Origin of the sequence: Rubrivivax albus (assembly GCF_004016515.1) — a bacterium.
Lineage (GTDB): Bacteria > Pseudomonadota > Gammaproteobacteria > Burkholderiales > Burkholderiaceae_C > Rubrivivax > Rubrivivax albus.
In genome coordinates this window covers 710,538-724,559 of the sequence record NZ_SACT01000001.1, presented here as the reverse complement: position 1 = coordinate 724,559, position 14,022 = coordinate 710,538, and the positions used below count along the sequence as shown (strand labels likewise).

Sequence of the window (14,022 nt, the reverse complement as noted above, 5' to 3'; positions counted from 1 at the left end):
GGTTCGTGCACCATGCGGCCCATGCACTGCACGCTGGACATCGAGGCCTCGGGTTTCGGGCGCCATGGCTACCCCATCGAGATCGGCTACGTGCGCGACGACGGCCGATCCTGGTGCACGCTGATCCGGCCGCATGCGGACTGGACGCACTGGGACCCCACGGCGGAGCGGCTGCACGGCATCACCCGTGACGCCCTGCTGCAGCACGGCCGCACGCCGGCGATGGTCTGCCGTCAGCTCAACGAAGGCCTGGGCGGGCGCACCGTGTACTGCGACGGCTGGGCCCACGACTACCCCTGGCTGGCGCGGCTGTACGACGCGGCGGACATGCTGCCCAGCTTCCGTCTGGAATCGGTGCAACAGCTGCTCGACGACCAGGCGCGCCCGCGGCTGGACCCGGCCCTGCAGCGCCTGCGGGCCACGCTGGGCCGCCACCGCGCCAGCGCCGACGCGCGCGTGCTGCAGCAGGCGCTGGTGCAGACCCTGGGGGGCTGACGGCCCGCCGGCGCCGCCGGCGGTGGTCCGCGGCACCGGGCCGCGTCCAGCCAGATTCAGCCGCATTCAGCCGCCGTCGGCCTCCTGCGCCTGCAGCAGCCGCCACATGATCTTGCCCGAACCGCTCTTGGGCAGCGCGTCAACAAAGCTGACCAGCCGCGGCACCTTGTAGGCCGCCATGTGCTCGCGCGACCAGGCGATGATGTCCTCGGCCGAGGCCGTGCCGCGCGCCTCGGGCCGCAGCACCACCACCGCCTTGACCGTCTCGCCGCGGTAGGCGTCCTTGGCCGCGATCACGCAGGCCTCCTGCACCAGCGGGCACTTGTAGAGCAGCAGTTCCACCTCGCTGGGCCAGACCTTGAAGCCGCTGGCGTTGATCATGCGCTTGAGGCGGTCGGTGATGAAGAAGTAGCCGTCCTCGTCCATGCGGCCCAGGTCGCCGGTCCGGAAGAAGCGCTTGCCGTCGATCTCGACGAAGGCCGCGCGCGTGGCCTCCGGATGCTGCCAGTAGCCCTGGAACACCATCGGGCCGTGGGTGACGATCTCGCCGCTCTCGCCCACGGGCATCTCCTGCAGCGTGTCGGGGTCCACCACCCGCGAATCGACGCCGAAGATCGGCATGCCCAGGCACTGCAGCTTGGCCCGCTCCGGTGGGTTGGCGTGCGACGGCGCCGCGGTCTCGGTCAGGCCGTAGCCTTCGGCGAAGGTCAGGCCGAAGCGGTCGCGCAGCCGCTCGGCCACCGCCTGCGGCATCGCCGCGCCGCCGCCGGAGAGGTTGCGCAGGCTGGACAGATCGAAGCTGTCCAGTACCGGGCTGGCCATCAGGTCGACGATCATCGTCGGGATGCAGGTCCAGTGCGAGATGCGATGCCGCGCGATCAGGCGCGCGGCGAGTTCGCGGTCCCAGCGCGGCAGCAGCACCACGGTGGCGCCTTCGTAGACGTTGCCCAGCACCAGGTACATCAGCCCGGTGATGTGGAACATCGGCACCACGCCCAGGGCCACCGTCTCCGGGCCGGCGTGGCTCCACTGGCCGCCGACGGCATTGGCCATCAGTGTGCGGTGGGTGTGCAGGCACCCTTTGGGCAGGCCCGTGGTGCCCGAGGTATACGGCAGCACCGCCAGGTCATCGGGACCGCGGGTCAACGGCCCCGGGGTCAGGCCGTCGGCCAATGCGTCGGCCCAGGCGGTGGCGCCCGGCGGCAGCGGCGTGACGTCGCGCAGCCAGGCCAGCACCGGCGCCGCCGGGGCCTCCTCGGTGGCCACCTCGTCGGGGAGGGCGTCGGCCAGCGACGCCACCAGCAGGTGGTGCAGGCGCTGCGCCTCGGGCAGGCGCTGGTCGGCCTCGCGCACGATGCCGGCCAGGTCGCGGCTGGTGATGGCAAAGCGCGCCGAAGGGTCGGTGATGTAGTGCCCGAACTCGTCGGCCTTGTTCATCGGGTTCACCGGCACCACGACGCCGCCGGCGCGCACGATGCCGTAGAACGCCGCCACCCACTGCGGGCAGTTCTGCATGAACAGCAGCACACGGTCGCCCGGGGCCAGACCGCGGGCCTGCAGCCAGCCGGCCAGGGCCTCGGCCTGGGCCTTCAGTTCGCGGTAGCGCAGCGGCTGGCCAAGGAACAGGTAGGCCGGCTTGTCGGCGAAGCGCGCGGCGCTGACCTCGAGGTTGAACCACAGCGTGGTGGCGGGCACGGACAGTTCGCGCGGCAGCCGGGCCGGCCAGTGCGCGTGGTGCGGGCGGGTGGTGGTCATCGTCTCCGGGTGCGGCTGCGGCCGCTTGTGATGGATTCTGTTGGTTGCAGCGGCCGTCGGCGGCTCAGGGCGCCTGACGCTGGCGATTGGTGGCGAACCACTTGCGGCAGGCCGGGTGGCCCTTGAACTCGTCGCTCGCGCATTCCCGCTCCATGCACCAGAACAGGGCCAGCAGCACCCGCTTGCCGCAGACGGCCGACGGGTCGTCGGACAGCGCGGCCGGGCTGGCGACGGGCGTGCGGTTCACGATCGGTGCCGGCGCGCTGGCCGGGGCGGGGGTGCCGGCCAAGGCAGCGGCGGTGGCGGGCGCCGAGGTCGGCACCGCCGTGGGAGGCGCCGCCTGCACGACCGGCGGAGGCTCGGGTTCGCTTCGCGGCGGCGGCTTGCGCACCGTGGGGTCGCTGCCGCGCGCTTGCGCCGATCTGGCCGGTAGTCCCCCGGCATCGGGTGCGGTCGCACGCGCCTCGGCCGCAGCCTGGGCCGGCGTGGACGGCTCGACCGGGTCGGCGTGCCGGCCTCGCGCCGAGGCAGGGGGCGACATCTCGGCGCCGGACGCCGGGGCGGAGGCCACCAGCGCCAGAGGCTGGACGACTGCGGCTGCGCCGTCGTCGGTCATGGCGCCGGTCCGCGACCACCACCAGACTGCCACGGCGGCCACGCCCAGCAGGCCCAGCAGCACCGGCAACACGCGGCGGGCCGACTTGTCGCCCTGCCACCCCGCCGGCGCCGTGGCTGCGACTGAGGCCGCGGGGGCCGCAGCCGCCGACGCGGCCCCGCGCTGCGACAGGTCGATCAGCGTCGGCGCGTCGGCACCGGCCGGCATCGCCGGAGCGGGCGGCCAGGGCGCCGACACGTCAACCACGGTCGTCGGCAAGGCCTGGCCCGTGGCCGGCGCTCCGGTGGCCACGCCGCCCGGCGCAGGCGGTTCGGCAGTGCCCTCGAGCACCGCCCGCAGCACCGCCACGCTCTGCGGGCGGTCCGCCGGGCGCGTGGCCAGCATCCAGTCCACCGCCGCCAGCAGCCGCGGGCTGCAGCCCGGCAGCGTGCGCGTCACGAGCGGCAGCTGGTCGTCGTGCAGCGTACGCGCCGTGGCCGGAGCCGGGGCCTCTCCGGTGAGCACGTAGTGCAGCGTGGCGCCCAGCGCGTAGAGGTCGGTCCACGGGCCCTGGCGCGACGCGCTCACCTCCGCGTACTGCTCGATCGGCGCATAGGCCGGCTTGAGGATCGCCGTCAGCGTCTGGCTGCGGTCTCCGATCACGCGCCGGGCAGCCCCGAAGTCCAGCAGCACCGGGCGGCCGTCGGGTTCGATCAGGATGTTGTCCGGCGCGATGTCGCGGTGGTACACGCCCGCGGCATGCAGCGTCTCGATGGCCCCCAGCAACGGCCCGAGCACCGCGCGCAGCCAGGCCTCGTCCGGTGGGCCCTGCATGGCCTGCCGGACGGCCTTGAGCGTCTGGCCGTGGTAGATCGGCATCGCCATGTAGGCGGTGTCGTTCTGCTCCCAGAACCGGTAGACCTTCAGCAGCGACGGGTGGTCGAAGCGCGCCAGCAGCTTGGCCTCGTTGACGAAGGAGCGCAGGCCGAGCGCGAAGGTCTCGGCATCGGACTGCGAGCGCAGCGACACGTGCAGCGTGGCCGTGCGGCCGGCCAGCGCAGCCGGCATGTACTCCTTGATCGCCACCTCGCGCTCCAGCGCGTGGTCCAGCGCCCGGTAGACGATGCCGAAGCCGCCGACGCCCAGCACGGCCAGGATCTCGAACTCGCCCAGCCGGGCGCCCCGGGGCAGCGCATTGGCCGGATGGTCGGGGCTCGCGACGGGGGGCGTCATGGCCGACGAAGCTTATCAGGGCGCTGCCTACAATCCCGCCGTGATCCCGCCCCGCCCCGTGCACAGGCGCCGCGCCTGCGGCCTCGTCCTCGCGTCCCTGCTGGGCGCCGCCGGTTCCGCGCGCGCGCTGGCGCCACCGGCCGGGCCGGTGGTGCTGGAAGTCCGCGGCCGCGTGCGCACGCCCAACGTCGAGGCTGCCGCCTGCTTCGACATGGCCATGCTCGCCGGATTGCCGCAGGTGGGCTTCACCACGCGCACGCCCTGGTTCGCTCAGCCACGCCATTTCAGCGGGCCGCTGCTGCGGGACGTGCTCGCGGCGGCAGGCGCGCAAGGCACGCGGCTGCGCCTGCAGGCGCTCAACGACTACCGCGTCGACATGCCCTGGGACGACGCTCAGCGCCACGACCCGATCGTCGCGCGCCTGCTCGACGGTGCGCCGATGGCCGTGCGCGACAAGGGGCCGCTGTTCGTGATCTACCCGTTCGACGACCGACCCGAACTGCGCAGCGCCGTCTACTACAACCGGTCGGCATGGCAGCTGCGCCTGATCGACGTGGCATGACCTCGCGCGGCGAAGGCCCGCTGGCGCGACGCTGGGGGCTGGCGGCGATCGGCGGCGTGCTCGCGCTGGTGCTCGGTGCCGTGGTCCTGGTGCAGGGCCGGCAGCTGGCGCTGGCCCAGCAGGCGCTGCGCTCCGGCGACGGCTATTCCGTCACCAGCCTGTTCCAGCTCGAGGTCGAAACGCTGCGCCTGCGCGACCAGTGGCGCACGGTGCTGGAGGCGGCCACGCCCGAGGCGCTGGACTCCTTGCGGCTGCGCTACGAGATCTGGGTCAGCCGCATCGACCTGGCGCGCGCGCCGTCACTGCAGGCGATGATGGCGGGCGAGCCCGACTATGCGGCCGCGGTGTCGCAGCTGGGCAGCTTCGTTGCCGACACCGACCGTCTGCTGGCCGCCGACGAAGCGCCCGATCCGGCGGCGCTGCAGGCGGCCTTCGAGCAGTTCAACGGCCTGGTGACGCCGGTGCACGGCCTGTCTCTGGCGGCGGCGCACCGCCTGGCCCAGCGCGCCGACGACGGCAACCGCGCCCTGCAGCAGCAGAGCCGGCTCGGGGTGGCGCTGTCGGTGTTCCTGTTTGCGCTGTGCGCCGTCTTTGCCGGGCTGGCGATGCGCCAGATGCGGCAGCTGCAGCAACGCCGCCTGGCGCTGGAGGACCTGACCGAGCGCCTGCGCGAGGCGCGGGGCGACGCCGAGGCCGCCAGCGAGGCCAAGAGCGCCTTCCTGGCCAACATGAGCCACGAGATCCGCACGCCTTTCCAGGGCCTGCTGGGCATGCTGTCGCTGCTGCGCGAGAGCGGGCTCACGCCGCGACAAGCGGAGCACCTGCGCGTGGCCACCGAGTCGGCCGACCACCTGCTGGCCATCCTCAACGACATCCTGGACATGTCGCAGCTGGAGTCGGGCCGGCTGACGCTGAACCCGGCGCCGCTGGACCTGCGCGCGCTGCTGACGCAGACCGACAACCTGATGCGCACCCAGGCCGCAGCCAAGTCGCTGGCGTTGTACCTCGACGTGGCGCCCGACGTGCCGGAGTGGGTGGTGGCCGACGCCACGCGGCTCAAGCAGATCCTCTTCAACCTGCTGTCCAACGCGATCAAGTTCTGCGAACGCGGCAGCGTGGCGATGGACGTTCGGGTGCTGTCCGGCCCACCGGAGCGGCTGGCCTTCGTGGTCACCGACACCGGCGTGGGCATGGACGCGCAGACCGTGCAGCGCCTGTTCCGCCGCTTCGCGCCTGGCGACCCCACGCTGCAGCGCCGCCACGGCGGTGCCGGCCTGGGGCTGGAGATCTCGCGCAATCTGGCGCGCATGATGGGCGGCGACATCACCGTGCACAGCGTGCCCGGTGAAGGCAGCCGCTTCTGCCTGGACCTGCCGCTGCAGCGCCACCAGGCGCCGCTGCCAGCCCCGCCGTCGGCGCTGACGCCGGATCAGCCGCTGCGCACTCTGGAGATCCTGGTGGCCGAGGACCATCCGGTGAACCGCCAGTACCTGGCCTCGCTGCTGGAGACACTGCACCACAAGGCGCACTTCGTGCCCGACGGCCGGCAGGCGGTGCAGGCCGTGCAGCAGCGGCGCTTCGACCTCGTGCTGATGGACCTGCACATGCCCGAGCTCGACGGCATCGGCGCCACGGTGGCAATCCGGGCGCTGCCCGACCGTGCCGCCGCCACGGTGCCCATCGTCGCACTGACCGCCGACGCCTTCCAGGAGACGCGTGAGCGCTGCCTGCTCGCCGGCATGAACGACTTCCTGACCAAGCCCGTGAGCCCGCAGGGCCTGGCCACAGCGCTGCGCCGCCTGTTCGGCCGCGTCGCCAGCGACGGGCCGCCCGCGCCGGCGCCCACGGTGGCGCCACTGCCGTCGGAGGCGGAACTGATCGACCCGGCCGCGGTGGCCGCGGCGTTGCAGGGGCTGTCGCACGAGCGGCTGGCCACGCTGATCACCAGCTTCCTCGACCAGGGCGGGCAGACCGTCGCCCACATGCGTGCCGCCGTGCGCAGCGGCCAGCCACTGGAGTTGCGGGTGCACGCCCATGCTGCCCGCGGTGCTGCACTGAACTTGGGGCTGGCCGCGCTGGCGCAGACGGCCCAGGCGCTGCACGAGGGCGCGGCCCACCTGCCGGCGCACGAGGTGGCCCACCTGGTGCAGCGCTACGAATCGCAGCTGGCACGCACCCGGCAGGCGGCCCGCGACGCCGGGCTGCTGTCGCCGGCCTGATTGCCAGCGCTGCCGGCGGTCCGGGTCAGACCACCGCCGGCTCGGGCTCCAACCGGATGCCGAAACGGCCGTAGACCGATTCCTGGATCGCCCGCGCCAGCGTCAACACCTCGGCCCCGCTGGCCTCGCCACGGTTGACGAGCACCAGCGCCTGCCTGTCGTGCACACCGGCGTGGCCGATGCTCTTGCCCTTCCAGCCGCAGGCGTCGATCAGCCAGCCTGCCGCGAGCTTGAAGCTGCCGTCGGGCAGCGGGTAGTGCACCACGTGCGGGTCGCGGCCGATGATGTCGCGGCACTGCTCGGCGGTGACCACCGGGTTCTTGAAGAAGCTGCCGGCGTTGCCGATCTCGGCCGGATCGGGCAGCTTGTCGCGGCGGATGGCGCACACCCAGTCGAAGATCGTGCGCGCATCCGGGGCGGTGATGCCGGTCTCGGCCACCCGACGTTCCAGGTCCTGATAGCCGAGCACGGGCACCCAGGGTCGTGGCAGGCGCAGGCGCACGCGCGTGATCAGCGACTTGCCGGCCAACGCCCCCTTGAACACGCTGTCGCGGTAGCCGAAGCGGCACGCGGCGCGGTCCAGCGTCACCGTGCGGCCGGTCACCAGGTCCACCGCGTCCAGCGACTCGAAGCGGTCGGTCAGTTCCACCCCGTAGGCGCCGATGTTCTGCACCGGTGCCGCACCCACGGTGCCCGGGATCAGGGCCAGGTTCTCCAACCCTGGCCAGTCCTGGGCCAGCGTCCATTCGACCAGCGCGTGCCAGGATTCGCCGGCACCGGCCTCCACGATCCAGGCGTCGTCGTTCGCCTGCAGCAGCCGCATGCCAGCCACTTCCACCTTCAGCACCACGCCGGCCGGGTCGCGCGTGAACACGAGGTTGCTGCCGCCACCGAGCACCAGGCGCGGCAGGCGGCCGATGGCCGGGTCGTCGAGCACGCGGCGCACGTCGGCCTCGCTGCGGATGCGCACCATGCGGCGCGCCACCGCCGGCAGCGCGAAGCTGTTCAGCGCGCGCAGGTTCACGCCTTCTTCGACCACGATCTGTGGGGACATGCCACGATTGTCCGTGATGCCCCGCGCCGGACGGCTGGCAGAATGAACCGCGTCATTCCTCGTTCCCGGACCCTGCCATGCCCAGCTTCGACACCGTGCTCGAACCCAACCTCGTCGAGGTGCGCAACGCCGTCGACCAGGCCGCCAAGGAGATCGGCACCCGCTTCGACTTCAAGGGCAGCAGCGCCAGCGTCGAACTCGCCGAGAAGAGTGCCAAGGTGCACGAGCTGTCGCTGACCGCCGACAGCGACTTCCAGCTCCAGCAGGTGCAGGACGTGCTGGTGAACAAGCTCACCAAGCGCGGCGTGGACCTCCGCTTCGTCGACTTCAGCGCCAAGCCGCAGAAGATGGGGGGCGACAAGCTCAAGCTGCTGGCGCCGGTGAAGAACGGCATCGACAGCGACAACGCCAAGAAGATCCAGTCGGCGATCAAGGCCAGCAAGCTGAAGGTGCAGGCCTCCATCCAGGGCGACACGGTGCGCGTGACCGGCGGCAAGCGCGACGACCTGCAGGCCGCGATCGCGCTGCTGCGCAAGGACATCGCGCTGCCGCTGGCGTTCCAGAACTTCCGCGACTGAGCCATGCGCGGCCACTGGTGGCTGGCGGGCCTGGCGATGCTGCCGGCCCTGGCATTGGCGCAGACCGTGCAGCTCTCGGGTCAGATGGGCCGCAAGGCGCTGCTCGTCGTCGATGGCCAGCCGCTGACGCTGGCCGTGGGCGAGACGCGCCAGGGCATCACGCTCAAGGCGCTGGATGCTGGCGGCGCCCTGGTGGAGTGGGGTGGCCGCAGCAGCCGGCTGCATGTGGGTGCGGCGCCGGCCAGCGTGGGCGCCACGGGCCCGAACGGGGGCGGCCGCAGCATCGTGCTCGGCATGGGGCCGGGCGGCCACTTCATGGCCCAGGGCGCGGTCAATGGCCGGCCACAGCGCTTCATGGTCGACACCGGCGCCACCACCGTGGCCTTCGGCCGCAGCGACGCCGAACGCCTGGGCGTGGACTGGCGGCGCGGCCAGCCGGTGGCGATGAACACCGCCGGCGGCGTCGTGCAGGGCCACCGCGTCACGCTCAGCGCGGTGACGGTGGGCGAGGTCACGCTGGCCAACGTGGAAGCCGTGGTGATGCCCACGGCCATGCCCTTCGCGCTGCTGGGCAACAGCTTCCTGTCGCGCTTCCAGATGCGGCGCGACAACGACGTGATGCGGCTGGAACTGCGCTAGACGTCCGTCGGGCCGTCTGCGATGACCGACTGCGATGGCCGTCTGCGAGGACCGCCAGCGCTGGCCGCCGGTGCCGAAGCCCGTCGCCGACGAGCCGACCCGCCACGTTTGACCCGGGTTTTCCCCCGTTTTCGGGACAGTGCTGCGCCGCCGACTGCCGATACTGACGGCAAGCTGACGCACACGGGAGCTGTCCGATGGCCCACCCTTCGCCCCTCATCGCCGACCGTGCCGAGTTCATCGACGCGCTCAAGCTCCTGGCCAAGGGGCACGTGATGGTGCACGTGGGCGACAGCGTCCACGGCATCGCCATCGACGGCGGCCGCGTGCGGTATTCGGCGGGCACCCTCAAGCGCTACGGTCTGGTCGACGAGTTCGACAACCCCGACGGCTTTCCTGGCGTGCGCTACTACCGCATCAGCGACCGCGGCCGCCAGTTCGCCGACCGCGCCGTCGTCGCCTGGCACAGCCGCCGACTCTGGGAGCGCGCGCTGCTGCGCCTGGTCGGCTGACAACGGCCCGCATGGGCTAACCCCAGGGGCGCTTGTCGCCGCGCGGACAGCGCGGAAACGAACGGTCGTGCTAAAACCGGCAAGCCTGTCGGAGACCGTTCATGGACCTCAACTTCACCCCTGACGAACTGGCGTTCCGCGCGGAGATCCGCGCCTGGGTGCACGCCAACCTGCCCAAGGACATCAGCCACAAGGTGCACAACGCCTTGCGCCTGAGCCGTGACGACCTGCAAGCCTGGGCCAGGATCCTCGGCAGCAAGGGCTGGCTGGGCTGGGGCTGGCCGAAGCAGTTCGGCGGTCCGGGCTGGAACGCGGTGCAGAAGCACCTGTTCGAGGAGGAATGCGCGCTGGCCGGCGCGCCACGCGTCGTGCCCTTCGGCCCGGTGATGGTGGCACCGGTGATCATGGCCTTCGGCAGCCCGGAGCAGCAGCAGCGCTTCCTGCCCGGCATCGCCAGCGGCGAGGTCTGGTGGAGCCAGGGGTACAGCGAACCCGGCAGCGGCAGCGACCTGGCCAGCCTGAAGACCCGCGCCGAGCGCCGTGGTGACAAGTACATCGTCAACGGCCAGAAGACATGGACCACGCTGGGCCAGTACGGCGAATGGATCTTCTGCCTGGTGCGCACCAGCACCGAAGGCAAGCCGCAGACCGGCATCAGCTTCCTGCTCATCGACATGAAGAGCCCGGGCATCACGGTGCGGCCCATCGTGCTGCTGGACGGCGAGCCCGAGGTCAACGAGGTCTTCTTCGACAACGTCGAGGTCCCTGCCGAGAACCTGATCGGCGAGGAGAACAAGGGCTGGACCTACGCGAAGCACCTGCTGGCCCACGAGCGCACCAACATCGCCGACGTCAACCGCGCCAAGCGCGAGCTGGAACGGCTCAAGCGCATCGCCAAGGCCGAGGGCGTCTACGACGACCTGCGCTTCCGCGACCAGATCGCGCAGCTGGAGGTCGACATCGTGGCGCTGGAGATGATGGTGCTGCGGGTGCTCAGCGCCGAGAAGTCGGGCAAGCAGAGCCTGGACGTGGCCGGCCTGCTGAAGATCCGCGGCAGCGAGATCCAGCAGCGCTACAGCGAGCTGATGATGCTCGCCGGCGGCCCCTGGAGCCGCGCCTTCGTCTGGGAGGCCATGGAGGCCGGCTGGCAGGGCGACCATGTCGGCGCCGCGCACATCGCGCCGCTGGCATCCACCTACTTCAACATGCGCAAGACGACGATCTACGGCGGTTCGAACGAAGTGCAACGCAACATCGTCGCGCAGACGGTCCTGGGGAGCTGAACGATGGACTTCGACTTCACCGAAGATCAGGAATCGCTGCGCGACGCCGTGCGGCGCTGGGTCGACAAGGGCTTCCCCTTCGAGCGCCGCCATGCGCTGGCCAAGGCCGGTGGCGGCACGCGGGAGGTCTGGGGCGAACTGGCGGACCTGGGCCTGACCGGCCTGACCGTCTCGCCCGACCATGGCGGCATGGGCTTCGGCCCGGTGGAGGCCATGGTGGTGGGCGAGGAGCTTGGCCGTGGCTTGGTCAACGCGCCCTACGCACACGGGGCCCTGCTCGCCCCGGCCTTGCTGGCCGATGCGCCAGCAGCGCTGCAGACGGCCTGGCTGCCGAAGATCGCCGACGGTTCGGCGCTGGTCATCCCGGCGCTGCAGGAGCGTTCCGCGCGCTACCGCGTTGGCCACGTGACCACGCGCGCCGCGCACAGTGGCGACGGCTGGCGTCTCACCGGCGCCAAGAGCGTGGTGCCGGCCGGCGACGAGGCCGACGCCTTCATCGTCGCCGCGCGCACCGCCGGTGACGATCACTCGACCGAAGGCATCGGTCTGTTCCTGGTCGAGCGCGGCGCCGACGGCCTGGCCGTGCGCGGCTACCCCACGCACGACGGCGCCCGCGCCGCCGACCTGACGCTGTCGGCCACGCCGGCGCAGATGATCGGCGCCGACGGCGCCGCGGCACTCAGCTTCGCCAGCGACCTCGGCATCGCCGCCGTGGCCGCCGAAGGCGTGGGCCTGATGGACCGCTTCACCGCCATCACGGTGGAGTACATGAACACGCGCAAGCAGTTCGGCGTGCCCATCGCCAGCTTCCAGGCACTGCGCCACCGCATTGCCGACGTGAAGATGGCGCTGGAGCTGGGCCGCTCGATGAGCTACTACGCCACGCTCAAGCTCGGCGAGCCCGAGCCGCAGCGCCGGCGTGCGCTGTCGCAGGCAAAGGTGCAGCTGGGCCAGAGCATGCGCACCGTGGGCCAGCAGTGCGTGCAGCTGCACGGCGGCATCGGCGTCACCGACGAGTACGTGGGCAGCCACTATTTCAAGCGCCTGACGATGCTGGAGATGGCCTTCGGCGACACGCTGCACCACCTGGGCGAGGTGTCCGACCGCATGCAGGACACCGCCGGCGTGTTCGCCTGACGCCGCAACGGCCCGTGCCCGGCGCCATCACCGACGTGGCCGGCCTGCGGGTTGGCCATCACACGCTGGCGGCGCGCGCCACCGGTTGCACCGTCGTGCTCTGCCCCGAAGGCGCTGTGGCCGGCGTGGACGTGCGCGGCGGCGCCCCCGGCACGCGCGAGACCGACCTGCTGCGCCCGGAGAACGTGGTGCCGCTGGTGCACGGCGTGCTGCTTACCGGCGGCAGCGCCTTTGGCCTGGCCGCCGCCGACGGCGTGATGCGCTGGCTGGAAGCCCGCGGCCACGGCCTCCCCGTCGGCCCGGCACGCGTGCCCATCGTGCCGGCGGCAGTGATCTTCGACCTCTGGCACGGCGACCCAGCGGTGCGCCCGGACGCCGCGGCGGGGGCGGCCGCGTGTGACGCGGCCAGCACCGACGTGCCCGCCACCGGCGCCGTCGGCGCAGGTGCCGGCGCCACCGTCGGCAAGCTCTGGGGCCCCGCGCACGGCATGCGCGGTGGCCTGGGCACGGCGTCGATCACCGTGGCCGGCATCACCGTCGGCGCGCTGATGGTGGTCAATGCGATCGGCGACGTGCTCGACACCGATGGCAGCGTCATCGCCGGCGCCCGGGGCGACGATGGCCGACCTCGCCGCAGCACCGATGCCCTGGCGGCCGGCGTGCTGCCGCAGCGCCTGATTCCCGGCACCGCGACCACGATCGGCGTCGTGGCCACCGACGCCGTGCTCGACAAGGCCCAGGCCACCAAGCTGGCGGCCCTGGGCCACGCCGGCCTGGCACGCGCCGTGGACCCGCTGACCATGCACGACGGCGACACGCTGTTCGCGCTGGCAACGGGCCGCGCCGGTCAGGCCGCCGACCTCTCGCTGCTGGGTGCGCTGGCCGCGCGCGTGGTGGCCGAGGCCATCCGCAGCGGGGTGCGCGCGGCGCAGGCCGCAGCCTGACCGCTGCGCTCGGCAGCGATCAACGGCGCTCAGCGGCGCTCGGCGGCCAGCTCGCGCACGAGATCGACGAAGCGCAACAGCGCTCCGTGGCAACGGTCGGCGCGCCAGACCAGGGTCAGCGGCGCCTCCAGGCCCACCGCGCGCACCAGTGGCCGGTAGACGATGGCCTGCGCGTGCGCGCCCTGCATCGACGCCGGCACCACGCACAGGCCCACGCCCGCGGCCACCAGGTTCAGGCCGCTCATCATGCGCTCCACCTCGGCCACCACGGCCGGCACCACGCCGTCCTGCGCGCAGCGCGCCAGCAGCTTGCCGTACAAGCCCTGCCCACCGGGCCGGCGCACCAGGATCATCGGCTCGCCGTCGAAGTCCGCCAGCGCCAGCCGGCGCCGAGCGGCGAGCGCGTGGTCCCGCGGCACCGCCACCACCATGGGCTCGCTGAGCAGCGTCAGCGACGCCAGCCGCTCGCTGGCGACCACCGGTTCGCGCAGGAAGCCGGCATGCAGCCGGCCGGCGAGCAGGTCGTCCGAGACCTCGGCCGCGTTGCGCTCGCCGACGATGGTGAGCGCCACGCCAGGCAACCGATGCCGGCTCTCGCGCAGCGTCTCCGGCGTGAAGGCATGAGCTGCCGCCGAACTCGTGAAGGCCAGTCGCAGCTGACCCTGGTCACCACGGGCCAGGGCCTGCATGCGCGCGAGCAGCGCATCGGCGTCGTCGACGAGGAGGCGTGCATCGTCGGCCAGCGCGCGGCCGGCGTCGGTCAGCCGCACCCCTTTCGGATGGCGCTCGAACAGGCGCAGCCCGAGCTGCCGCTCCAGCGCCTGGATCTGCTGGCTCAGCGGGGGCTGCTGGATGCCCAGCTGGGCCGCAGCCAGCGTCATCTGGCCGGCGTCGGCCACGGCCAGGAAGTAACGCAGCGGGCGAAGGTCGAGGGTGGCGCTTGACATATGCAGACCATATACCAGATGAGCAAGACATCTATTTGACGTTGATGAATCGCACCGCGAGCATCGCGC

13 protein-coding genes are annotated in these 14,022 nt (G+C 72.2%); 9 read left to right on the top strand and 4 right to left on the bottom strand.

Going from position 1 to position 14,022, the window contains the following annotated elements; genetic code table 11:
• The first annotated feature begins 21 nt into the window (after nt 1–21).
• On the top strand, nt 22–495 hold the full coding sequence (locus ENE75_RS03345) for a 3'-5' exonuclease (RefSeq protein ID WP_233258896.1): 474 nt from the start codon (nt 22–24) through the stop codon (nt 493–495).
• Nucleotides 496–561: 66 nt separating this feature from the next.
• Here ENE75_RS03345 and ENE75_RS03340 read toward each other — a convergent pair whose 3' ends face one another.
• Nucleotides 562–2,250: a long-chain fatty acid--CoA ligase gene (locus ENE75_RS03340; protein WP_128195586.1), complete on the bottom strand. Its 1,689-nt coding sequence runs from the start codon at nt 2,248–2,250 to the stop codon at nt 562–564.
• A gap of 64 nt (nt 2,251–2,314) precedes the next feature.
• Complete coding sequence (locus ENE75_RS25050) at nt 2,315–4,078, bottom strand: serine/threonine protein kinase (RefSeq protein ID WP_199232206.1); 1,764 nt, start codon at nt 4,076–4,078, stop codon at nt 2,315–2,317.
• A gap of 40 nt (nt 4,079–4,118) precedes the next feature.
• Here ENE75_RS25050 and ENE75_RS03330 point away from each other — a divergent pair, with 40 nt between their 5' ends.
• Together ENE75_RS03330 and ENE75_RS03325 are read left to right on the top strand one after the other, a co-directional pair.
• Nucleotides 4,119–4,640 (top strand): putative pterin-binding protein, encoded by a 522-nt coding sequence (locus ENE75_RS03330; RefSeq protein WP_310733597.1) that lies wholly within the window; start codon nt 4,119–4,121, stop codon nt 4,638–4,640.
• Nucleotides 4,637–6,859 carry a response regulator gene (locus ENE75_RS03325; RefSeq protein WP_128196776.1) on the top strand — a complete coding sequence of 741 codons (2,223 nt, stop codon included), beginning with the start codon at nt 4,637–4,639 and terminating at the stop codon, nt 6,857–6,859. Before ENE75_RS03330 ends, ENE75_RS03325 begins: the two co-directional genes overlap by 4 nt.
• Before the next feature lie 25 nt (nt 6,860–6,884).
• On the opposite strand, the gene murB is transcribed toward ENE75_RS03325, so the two are convergent.
• Nucleotides 6,885–7,901, bottom strand: coding sequence for a UDP-N-acetylmuramate dehydrogenase (gene murB, locus ENE75_RS03320; protein WP_128196773.1), 1,017 nt, complete (start codon nt 7,899–7,901; stop codon nt 6,885–6,887).
• 89 nt (nt 7,902–7,990) lie between these two features.
• Here murB and ENE75_RS03315 point away from each other — a divergent pair, with 89 nt between their 5' ends.
• The 6 genes from ENE75_RS03315 to ENE75_RS03290 all read left to right on the top strand — a co-directional run bounded on the left by ENE75_RS03315 (nt 7,991) and on the right by ENE75_RS03290 (nt 13,006).
• Complete coding sequence (locus ENE75_RS03315; RefSeq protein ID WP_128195584.1) at nt 7,991–8,491, top strand: YajQ family cyclic di-GMP-binding protein; 501 nt, start codon at nt 7,991–7,993, stop codon at nt 8,489–8,491.
• Nucleotides 8,492–8,494: 3 nt separating this feature from the next.
• Nucleotides 8,495–9,130, top strand: coding sequence for a retropepsin-like aspartic protease family protein (locus ENE75_RS03310; RefSeq protein ID WP_128195582.1), 636 nt, complete (start codon nt 8,495–8,497; stop codon nt 9,128–9,130).
• A gap of 197 nt (nt 9,131–9,327) precedes the next feature.
• A complete protein-coding gene (locus tag ENE75_RS03305) occupies nt 9,328–9,642 on the top strand; it encodes a hypothetical protein (RefSeq protein ID WP_128195580.1) in 315 nt (104 codons plus the stop codon).
• Between the two features lie 101 nt (nt 9,643–9,743).
• Nucleotides 9,744–10,925 (top strand): acyl-CoA dehydrogenase family protein, encoded by a 1,182-nt coding sequence (locus ENE75_RS03300; protein ID WP_128195578.1) that lies wholly within the window; start codon nt 9,744–9,746, stop codon nt 10,923–10,925.
• A gap of 3 nt (nt 10,926–10,928) precedes the next feature.
• Entirely contained in the window at nt 10,929–12,062 is a 1,134-nt protein-coding gene (locus ENE75_RS03295; protein ID WP_128195575.1) for an acyl-CoA dehydrogenase family protein, read from the top strand.
• 14 nt (nt 12,063–12,076) lie between these two features.
• Nucleotides 12,077–13,006 carry a P1 family peptidase gene (locus ENE75_RS03290; protein ID WP_233258895.1) on the top strand — a complete coding sequence of 310 codons (930 nt, stop codon included), beginning with the start codon at nt 12,077–12,079 and terminating at the stop codon, nt 13,004–13,006.
• Nucleotides 13,007–13,035: 29 nt separating this feature from the next.
• On the opposite strand, the gene ENE75_RS03285 is transcribed toward ENE75_RS03290, so the two are convergent.
• Complete coding sequence (locus ENE75_RS03285; RefSeq protein ID WP_128195573.1) at nt 13,036–13,953, bottom strand: LysR family transcriptional regulator; 918 nt, start codon at nt 13,951–13,953, stop codon at nt 13,036–13,038.
• Between the last annotated feature and the right edge of the window lie 69 nt (nt 13,954–14,022).

Bases quoted from the DNA above. Each gene is read 5' to 3' on its own strand.
- ENE75_RS03345 (WP_233258896.1), top strand. From the start codon at position 22: ATGCACTGCACGCTGGACATCGAGGCCTCGGGTTTCGGGCGCCATGGC.
- ENE75_RS25050 (WP_199232206.1), bottom strand. From the start codon at position 4,078: ATGACGCCCCCCGTCGCGAGCCCCGACCATCCGGCCAATGCGCTGCCC.
- ENE75_RS03300 (WP_128195578.1), top strand. From the start codon at position 9,744: ATGGACCTCAACTTCACCCCTGACGAACTGGCGTTCCGCGCGGAGATC.
- ENE75_RS03310 (WP_128195582.1), top strand. From the start codon at position 8,495: ATGCGCGGCCACTGGTGGCTGGCGGGCCTGGCGATGCTGCCGGCCCTG.
- ENE75_RS03295 (WP_128195575.1), top strand. From the start codon at position 10,929: ATGGACTTCGACTTCACCGAAGATCAGGAATCGCTGCGCGACGCCGTG.
- ENE75_RS03325 (WP_128196776.1), top strand. From the start codon at position 4,637: ATGACCTCGCGCGGCGAAGGCCCGCTGGCGCGACGCTGGGGGCTGGCG.
- ENE75_RS03305 (WP_128195580.1), top strand. From the start codon at position 9,328: ATGGCCCACCCTTCGCCCCTCATCGCCGACCGTGCCGAGTTCATCGAC.
- ENE75_RS03285 (WP_128195573.1), bottom strand. From the start codon at position 13,953: ATGTCAAGCGCCACCCTCGACCTTCGCCCGCTGCGTTACTTCCTGGCC.
- ENE75_RS03315 (WP_128195584.1), top strand. From the start codon at position 7,991: ATGCCCAGCTTCGACACCGTGCTCGAACCCAACCTCGTCGAGGTGCGC.
- ENE75_RS03340 (WP_128195586.1), bottom strand. From the start codon at position 2,250: ATGACCACCACCCGCCCGCACCACGCGCACTGGCCGGCCCGGCTGCCG.